Genomic DNA, 8,053 nt, shown 5'->3' with positions numbered 1-8,053 from the left:
GAAGGCGGCGCGGCCCACTGGGCAGGCGGCGGGGACCGGCGGGGAGAGGGCGCGAACCGGCGCGGGAACCACGCCCACCGGGGAGGCGAGGCAGGCGGCGGGGACCGGCGGGGAGAGGGCGCGAACCGGCGCGGGAACCACGCCCACCGGGGAGGCGACACGGCCCACCGGGGCAGTGGCGCGGACCGGCGAGGGAGCGGCGCCCACCGGGAAGGTCGCGCCGACCGGCGAAGCGGCGGCACGACTCTCCGGCGAGACGGCGCCGACCGAGGGACCTGCGCCCGCCGTTGAGGCGGCGCGGCCCGGCGGGAAGGCGGCGCGGCCCGGCCGACCGGCGACACGGGCTACCGACGAGAGGGCACGCACCGGCGAAACGGCGGCGCGCCCCACCGGCAAGACGGCACGTACCGACGAGACGGCGCTGACCGGCGCGGGAGCCGCGCCCACCGCTAAGGCGGCACGGCCCACCGGGCGGGCGGCGCGGACCGGCGGTAAGGCGGCGCGTCCCACCGGTGACGCGGCGGCACGGCCCACCGACGAGACGGCGCGCACGGGCGAGACTGCGCCGACCGGCGAAACGGCGCCCATCGGCGAGACGGCGCCCACCGGCCAGAAAGCCGCGCCCACCGGCCAAGCGCCACAGCCCACCGGGACGGCGTCACGTACCACCGGCCAGGCGGCCCGGCCCGCCGCCCGGTCGGCGGCACGTGCCTCCGGGGGCCGGCTCTCCGCCGAGGCGCCCGCCACGGTGCCCGACATCGCGCACGCTCCGCCCGCCGCCTCCGCCGCCCCCGCCTCCGCTTCCGCCTCGTCCGCCGTCACGCCGCCTCCCGAGGGGGCGCTGACCGTCGAACGGTCTTCCGTGTCCGGGCCGCCGGAGGCCGCCTTCGCCGCGCTCTACGCGGAGGCCGCGCCCGTGCTCCTGCGGCAGGCGTATCTCCTGACGGGCCGCCCGCGTGCCGCGCTCGCCGCCCTGTTCGGCGGCTTCCGGCAGGCGTGGGAGCGGTGGCCGGAGGTGGCACGGGACCCGGACCCGGCGGGCTGGGTGCGGGCCGTGGTGCACGAGGCGGCGCTGTCGCCGTGGCGCGGTCTCGGCGGCCGGGGCCGCGTGGAATTGCCCGCCGGCACGGGGCGGGCGGCGCTCGTGGAGGCGCTGCTGCGACTGCCCCCGACGCAGCGGAGGGTGGTGCTGCTGCACGAAGGGGTGGGACTCGACCTGCCGGGGACGGCCGCGGAGGTGGAGGCGAGCACCCCGGCGGCCGCGCAACGGCTCCTCCACGCGCGCGCGGCCCTGACCACCCGTCTGCCGGAACTCCAGGACGAGCCGGAACAGTTGACGGCCCGCCTGCGCGCCTTCCTCGCGACGGGCGAGATCCCGGGCCGTCCCGCGCCACCCACCCCCGAGAAGGCCCTGGCCGACGCCCGCCTCTCGGGCCGGACCCGTACCGGGGCGGCACTGGCTGTCGCCGGTCTCTTCGCCGCGACGACGCTCTACGCCGTCGCCACCACGGACAGCACCCCACCCCCGCCCCCGGCCACCGAGGTGGACGGCACCCTCAGCCCTGCCCCGGGACCCCAGCGCCCGCCCGCCTCGCCGGACGGCCCCCCGGCGGAGGGTCCGGGCACGGGCCCGGGACGGCTGGCCCCCCTGCCGGAATGAGCGGACCCGCAGCGCCCCCTCACGCCCCGGGCGTGGATGGCGTCGCGCCCCCGGGGGGACGGCCGCCTGCGAGGGGAGGCGCGCACGGCGATCCCCGACCACCGCCGGACCGCCGGCCGGGTGGCGTACCGCCCGCGCCCCTCCGCGTGCCCCCACCGGGCCGCCGCCGGGGCCGCCGTCGCGCGCGAGGCGCGGAAAACGCCCGCGCCCCGTCCCGTACACGCGAAGCGAACGCGGTACGGGGACGGGGCGCGGGCGGGACGAGCGGGCGCGCTTCCCCGGGGCCCGGGGCCCCTGCGGGGGTGTCAGCCGTTGAGGATGGCGCGGGCCAGCTTGGCGGTCTCGGTCGGGGTCTTGCCGACCTTGACACCGGCGGCCTCCAGGGCCTCCTTCTTCGCCTGGGCGGTGCCGGAGGAGCCGGAGACGATGGCGCCGGCGTGGCCCATGGTCTTGCCCTCGGGCGCGGTGAAGCCCGCGACGTAGCCGACGACCGGCTTGGTGACGTTGGCCTTGATGTAGTCGGCCGCACGCTCCTCGGCGTCGCCGCCGATCTCGCCGATCATGACGATGAGGTCGGTCTCGGGGTCCGCCTCGAAGGCCGCGAGGGCGTCGATGTGCGTGGTGCCGATGACCGGGTCGCCACCGATGCCGACGGCGGAGGTGAAGCCGATGTCGCGCAGCTCGTACATCATCTGGTACGTCAGCGTGCCGGACTTCGAGACCAGGCCGATGCGGCCCGGCTTCGTGATGTCGCCCGGGATGATGCCGGCGTTCGACTGGCCCGGCGTGATGAGGCCGGGGCAGTTCGGGCCGATGATGCGGGTCTTGTTGCCCTTGCTCTGCGCGTACGCCCAGAAGGCGGCCGAGTCGTGCACGGCGATGCCCTCGGTGATGACGACGGCGAGGCCGATCTCGGCGTCGATCGCCTCGATCACGGCGGCCTTGGCGAAGGCCGGCGGCACGAAGATGACGCTGACGTCGGCGCCGGTCTCCTTGATCGCCTCGGCGACGGAGCCGAAGACGGGGACCTCGGTGCCGTCGAAGTCGACGCTCGTCCCGGCCTTGCGCGGGTTCACGCCGCCGACGATGTTGGTGCCGTCGCCGAGCATGAGGCGGGTGTGCTTCATGCCGGTGGCACCGGTCATCCCCTGGACGATGACCTTGCTTTCCTTGGTCAGGAAAATAGCCATGGTGTGGTGACCCGTTCCCTTACTTCGCAGCCGCGAGCTCGGCGGCCTTGTCGGCCGCGCCGTCCATGGTGTCCACGCGCTGCACGAGCGGGTGGTTGGCGTCCGACAGGATCTTGCGACCCAGCTCCGCGTTGTTGCCGTCGAGGCGGACGACGAGCGGCTTGCTGACGTTCTCGCCCTTCGACTTGAGCAGTTCGAGGGCCTGCACGATGCCGTTGGCGACCTCGTCGCAGGCGGTGATGCCGCCGAAGACGTTGACGAAGACCGACTTGACGTCGGGGTCGCCCAGGATGATCTCCAGGCCGTTCGCCATGACCTCGGCCGAGGCGCCGCCGCCGATGTCGAGGAAGTTGGCGGGCTTCACGTCGCCGTGCTTCTCACCGGCGTACGCGACGACGTCGAGGGTGCTCATGACGAGACCCGCGCCGTTGCCGATGATGCCGACCTCACCGTCGAGCTTGACGTAGTTGAGGTTCTTCGCCTTGGCGGCGGCCTCCAGCGGGTTCGCGGCGGCCTTGTCCTCCAGCGCCTCGTGCTCCGGCTGGCGGAAGTCGGCGTTCTCGTCCAGCGAGACCTTGCCGTCGAGCGCGATGATCTTGCCGTCGCCGGACTTGATCAGCGGGTTGACCTCGACCAGGAGGGCGTCCTCCTTGACGAAGACGGTCCACAGCTTCTGGAGCGCCTCGGCGATGCCGTCCTTGACGTCCGCCGGGAAGTTCGCGGCGTCCACGATCTCGCGCGCCTTCTCGGGCGTCACGCCCTCGTTGGCGTCCACGGCGATCTTCGCGAGCGCCTCGGGCTTGGTCGCGGCGACCTCCTCGATCTCCATGCCGCCCTCGACGGAGGCCATGGCGAGGAAGGTGCGGTTGGTGCGGTCCAGGAGGAAGGAGACGTAGTACTCCTCCGCGATGTCCGCGGTCTGGGCCAGCATCACCTTGTGGACCGTGTGGCCCTTGATGTCCATGCCGAGGATCTGGCCGGCCTTCTCGACCGCGTCGGCCGGGTCGGAGGCGAGCTTCACGCCACCGGCCTTGCCGCGGCCGCCCACCTTGACCTGCGCCTTGACGACGGCCTTGCCGCCCAGTCGCTCGGTCGCCTCGCGCGCCGCCTCAGGCGTGTCGATGACTTCACCGGCCAGCACCGGTACACCGTGCTTGGCGAAGAGGTCCCTCGCCTGGTACTCGAACAGGTCCACGCGCGTCCGTCCCTACTCCGTGATCTTGCCGCTGTGCGGTCTGTCAATCCGTGGGCGTGCCGCGTCAGGGCGGCGTGACAGCTGGCCTTCGTCACTGAGAGAAGCGCACACGTCGTTGTTCCGGGTACGCGGCATGTCCGCCCGCCAGGCTATCGCCGTCCCGCCGTGGTCTCTAAATCGCGAGGTACGGGGACAGCGGTGATACCTGTCACAGGGTGCCCTTCGCCTTGGCACCGGGTGCCGCTCGCGCGGGGGTGCTGAGCTGGGGTTTCACGGGCCCGGCGCCACCGTGCCGCGCGGCGATCCCTCGTGGCGGACGGGGTGGCGGACCAGCGGAAGCCGGGGGCTGCGGACGCGGGGCGGGTGGGTCAGGGGCGGGGTCAGGGGCGGCCTCCCGCCGGGGCCGTCTCGGGGTCGGGGACCGGGAGGGGGCGCTTCTCGATGGCGGCGGCCATGATCTCCGGGAAGAGGTCGGGGGTGCAGGCGAAGGCGGGGGCGCCGAGGGCCGCGAGGGCCGCGGCGTGCTCGTGGTCGTAGGCGGGGGCGCCCTCGTCGGAGAGCGCGAGCAGCGTCACGAACTGCACGCCCGCCGCCTTCATCGCCGCGACCCGCTTGAGCATCTCGTCCTTGATGCCGCCCTCGTAGAGGTCGCTGATCAGCACCACGACCGTCTCGCTCGGCCGGGTGATCTTCGACTGGCAGTACGCGAGCGCCCTGTTGATGTCCGTACCGCCGCCGAGCCGCGTCCCGAAGAGGACGTCCACGGGGTCGTCGAGCTGGTCGGTCAGGTCGACCACGGACGTGTCGAAGACGACGAGGCGGGTGTCGAGCGAGCGCATCGAGGCGAGCACCGCGCCGAACACCGAGGCGTAGACGACGGAGGCCGCCATCGAGCCCGACTGGTCGATGCAGAGCACGACGTCCTTCTTGACGCCGCGCGCGGCCCGCCCGTAGCCGATGAGCTTCTCGGGCACGACCGTGCGGTACTCCGGCAGGTAGTTCTTGAGGTTCGCCGCGATCGTGCGGTTCCAGTCGATGTCCTGGTGCCGGGGGCGGCTCACGCGCGCGCCGCGGTCGAGCGCGCCCGTGACGGTCTGCCGGGTCTTCGCCGCGAGCTTCTTCTCCAGCTCCTCCACGACCTTGCGCACCACGGCCCGCGCGGTCTCCTTCGTCGTCTCGGGCATCGCCTTGTTGAGCGAGAGCAGCGTGCCGACGAGGTGCACGTCCGCCTCGACGGCCTCCAGCATCTCCGGCTCCAGCAACAGCGCGGAGAGCCCGAGCCGTTCGATCGCGTCCCGCTGCATCACCTGGACCACCGACGTCGGGAAGTACGTGCGGATATCACCCAGCCAACGCGCCACGTCGGGCGCCGAACCGCCGAGCCCGCCCTGCCGCCGGCCCCGCGCCTGCCCGTCACCGCCGTCCCGCCGCCCGTAGAGCGCGGCGAGCGTCTTGTCCATCGCGAGGTCCCGCCCGCTCAGCGAGACCCCCGTCCCCTCCGCGCCGCGCTCCCCGCCGAGCACGAGCCGCCACCGCCGCAGGCGCTCCCCCTCGGGCAGGGCTTCCTCCACCTCGTGGTCCGTCATGCGTTCCGCCCCTTCTCCGTCCGTCCGTCCCGGTGCCCCGCACCGCCCCGGCCCGCCCTGTCCGTCATGTCCTCGCGCCCGGCACGCCCTTGGGCGCTCCAAGGTCGCCTCCCTCGCGGGCGGCGGGGGCCTCATGCCGCCCGCCCCAGCAGTCGCAGCACCACCGGTACGACCGCAGCGGCGCGTGCCTCGTCGAGCCCGGCCCCGAAGCCGGGGAGCGTCGCGCTCACCGCCGGTCCGGCGGTCCGCGCCCGGTCCCCGGGGCCGCGCGCGGCCAGTTCGCCGAGGGAGCGGCGTACCGCCGGTTCGTACGCCGAGAACGTGCGTCGCAGCAGCGGCAGTACGTCGGTGAACGCGCCCGGCGGCACCCGGACGAGCCACGCGTCCACGAGGCCGAGCAGCCGTTCGTCGTGCACGAGGAGCAGCCCGCCGCCCGGCGCGCCGCCGCCGACGAAGCCCTCGATCCAGGAGGCCGCCTCGGCCGGGGCCGTCCCGGGCGAGAGCGCGAGGCCCATGGCCCGCGCCGCCTCCTCGTGCTGCCACTCCCCCACGTCGAGCAACAGGCGCGCGCACCGGCCCCGCACGACCCCCGGCCGCCGAGTCCCGCCCGGCGATCCGCCGCAGCACCCCGTACCAGCGCGCGCGCAGGCCGCTGTGGGGTGCGGGAGGAGCGGAGCGGCCGGGGGCCGGGGCCGGAGCGCCCGCCGGGACCGGAGCGTCCGCCGGGGAAGGCCCCGTGAGCGGCGGTCCGCCCGCGTTCACGTCCTCCGCCGTCACGCCCTCCGCGCTCACGTCCTCCGTCGCCGGGCCGCCCTGCGCCATCGCCTCCAGCGAGTCGGCCAGGAGGCCCACCGCGCCGTGCACCGCGTCCAGTTGCCCGCGCAGCGACTCGGCGCCCTCGGCGTCCAGGCCCGCGCAGGCCGGGGGGAGGCCGACGAAGACGCGTTCCGCGAGCCCGGCGGCAACCTCGGTGAGGGCGCCCGTGTCCGTGCCGCGCACGTCCCCGTACCGCAGGGTGCGCACGAGCGCGGGCAGCGCCTCGGCGAGGCGCGCCACGTCCGTGTCGAGCGCGGCGAGGTCCGCGAGGGCGCGCATGACGTGCGGCAGCGACTCGCGCAGCGCGGCGGGCAGGCACGCCTCGACGAGCGCGGTGATCTCGCCGAGCCGCCGCGCCTCGGCCGCGCGCGCGGTGGCCCGCGCCTCGGCGGCGCCGAGGACCGTCGTGCCCCAGATGCCCGCCTCGGCGACCCGCACCGCGAGTTCGGGGTCCCAGCGCAGGGTCCACGTCTCGCGGAAGGTGCCCGTGCCGCCGCGCGAGGCGGCCGGGACGCCCCAGTCGACGCCGAGCAGTCGCAGCCGGTGGAGGAGTGCGCTGCGGGCGACGTCGTTGTCCTTGCGCAGGTCGAGTTCGAGGGTGCGCTCCAGCGCCTCCGGCTTGAGGCGCAGAGCGCGCTGGAGCCGGTTCAGGTCGCGCTGGAGGGGCATCGCGGGCGCGTTGTCGGGCACTTCGCCGAGCACGTCGCCGACCACGAGCCTGTCGTGCACGAGCGCGAGGGGTACGTCGGAGCCCTCGCACATGACGGAGCGCACCGCGTCCATCGTCTCGCCGAGCCCCGCGAGCGGGCGCCCGCGCATGACGGCGAGCGTCTCGGCGAGCCGTACCGCCTCGATGACGTGCGCCGAGGAGACGTGCTTGTCCTCCTCGCGCAGGAGCCCGGCGACCTTCGTGAGCCACCGCTCCACCGGCCGGTCCGGGGCGGCGAAGAGGTGCCCGTACCAGCCGGGGGACTCGATGCCCGCGCCGTAGCCGCTCGCCCGCGCGAGCCTGCGGTGCGTCCAGGGCACCCAGGTCAGCGCCGTCTTCGCCTTCGGCAGCCCGCGCAGTGCCGCCCGGTCCGCGGTGAGCGGGACGCGCCGGGCGAGGGCCGGTACGTGCCAGGCGCCGCACACGACGGCGACCGCCCCGGCCCCGTACTCCTTCTCGGCGGCGCGCAGGCACAGCCGCATGTGCGCCTCGCGCACCGCGTCCTGCGGGTGGCCGCCGTCCTCGTACCGCTCGCGCAGCGCCGTCATGGCCTCGGCGAGCGCGGCGAAGGCGCCGAAGGGGTACGGGGCCTCGCCCTCGGCGGCCGGGGCGTCCCCGTCCATGGCGCCCCGGTGCTCGACCACGTCCTCCCACCAGCGCTCCGGGTCGTCGTACCCGGCGGCCCCGGCGAGGACGGCGACGGGGTCGATCCGTACGGCGGCGGGGGCCGTCTCCTCGTCCGGCGCGTCGGCGGCCCCGTCCTCGCGGACCGCCTCCGCGCCGCCCTCCTCCTCGCCGCGCGCGTCCTGCGGCCGTTCGCGTTCCTCCTCGGCCCGCAGCGCGAGGCTGTGCGCCGCCGGGAGGTCGATGAAGCGGACGGGGACCTCGTGCGCGGCG

The 8,053-nt window shown here is 75.3% G+C and carries 4 protein-coding genes and 1 pseudogene; 1 reads left to right on the top strand and 4 read right to left on the bottom strand.

Annotated features, from left to right (window positions below):
• Positions 1 to 175: 175 nt before the first annotated feature.
• Entirely contained in the window at positions 176 to 1,660 is a 1,485-nt protein-coding gene (locus SSBG_RS34900; protein ID WP_234010576.1) for a sigma factor-like helix-turn-helix DNA-binding protein, read from the top strand.
• Positions 1,661 to 1,965: 305 nt separating this feature from the next.
• Here the strand turns inward: SSBG_RS34900 and sucD are convergent, their stop codons facing one another.
• The 4 genes and pseudogenes from sucD to SSBG_RS18375 all read right to left on the bottom strand — a co-directional run.
• Positions 1,966 to 2,850 carry a succinate--CoA ligase subunit alpha gene (gene sucD / locus SSBG_RS18390; RefSeq protein ID WP_007826174.1) on the bottom strand — a complete coding sequence of 295 codons (885 nt, stop codon included), beginning with the start codon at positions 2,848 to 2,850 and terminating at the stop codon, positions 1,966 to 1,968.
• 19 nt (positions 2,851 to 2,869) lie between these two features.
• Positions 2,870 to 4,045 carry an ADP-forming succinate--CoA ligase subunit beta gene (gene sucC / locus SSBG_RS18385; protein WP_008747570.1) on the bottom strand — a complete coding sequence of 392 codons (1,176 nt, stop codon included), beginning with the start codon at positions 4,043 to 4,045 and terminating at the stop codon, positions 2,870 to 2,872.
• A 380-nt stretch (positions 4,046 to 4,425) separates the two neighbouring features.
• Positions 4,426 to 5,229, bottom strand: a complete 804-nt coding sequence (locus SSBG_RS18380; RefSeq protein WP_234010760.1) for a VWA domain-containing protein — start codon at positions 5,227 to 5,229, stop codon at positions 4,426 to 4,428.
• Between the two features lie 533 nt (positions 5,230 to 5,762).
• A pseudogene (locus SSBG_RS18375) lies at positions 5,763 to 8,053 on the bottom strand (DUF5682 family protein); the annotation flags it as partial.

It is taken from the genome of Streptomyces sp. SPB074 (assembly GCF_000154905.1).
In the GTDB taxonomy this organism is placed as follows: domain Bacteria; phylum Actinomycetota; class Actinomycetes; order Streptomycetales; family Streptomycetaceae; genus Streptomyces.
Note: the sequence above shows the minus strand (reverse complement) of the source record. Positions and strands in the feature narration are given on the sequence as shown.

Excerpts from the sequence above, each read along its gene's own strand:
- sucD (WP_007826174.1), bottom strand. The coding sequence starts at position 2,850 with ATGGCTATTTTCCTGACCAAGGAAAGCAAGGTCATCGTCCAGGGGATG.
- SSBG_RS18380 (WP_234010760.1), bottom strand. The coding sequence starts at position 5,229 with ATGCCCGAGACGACGAAGGAGACCGCGCGGGCCGTGGTGCGCAAGGTC.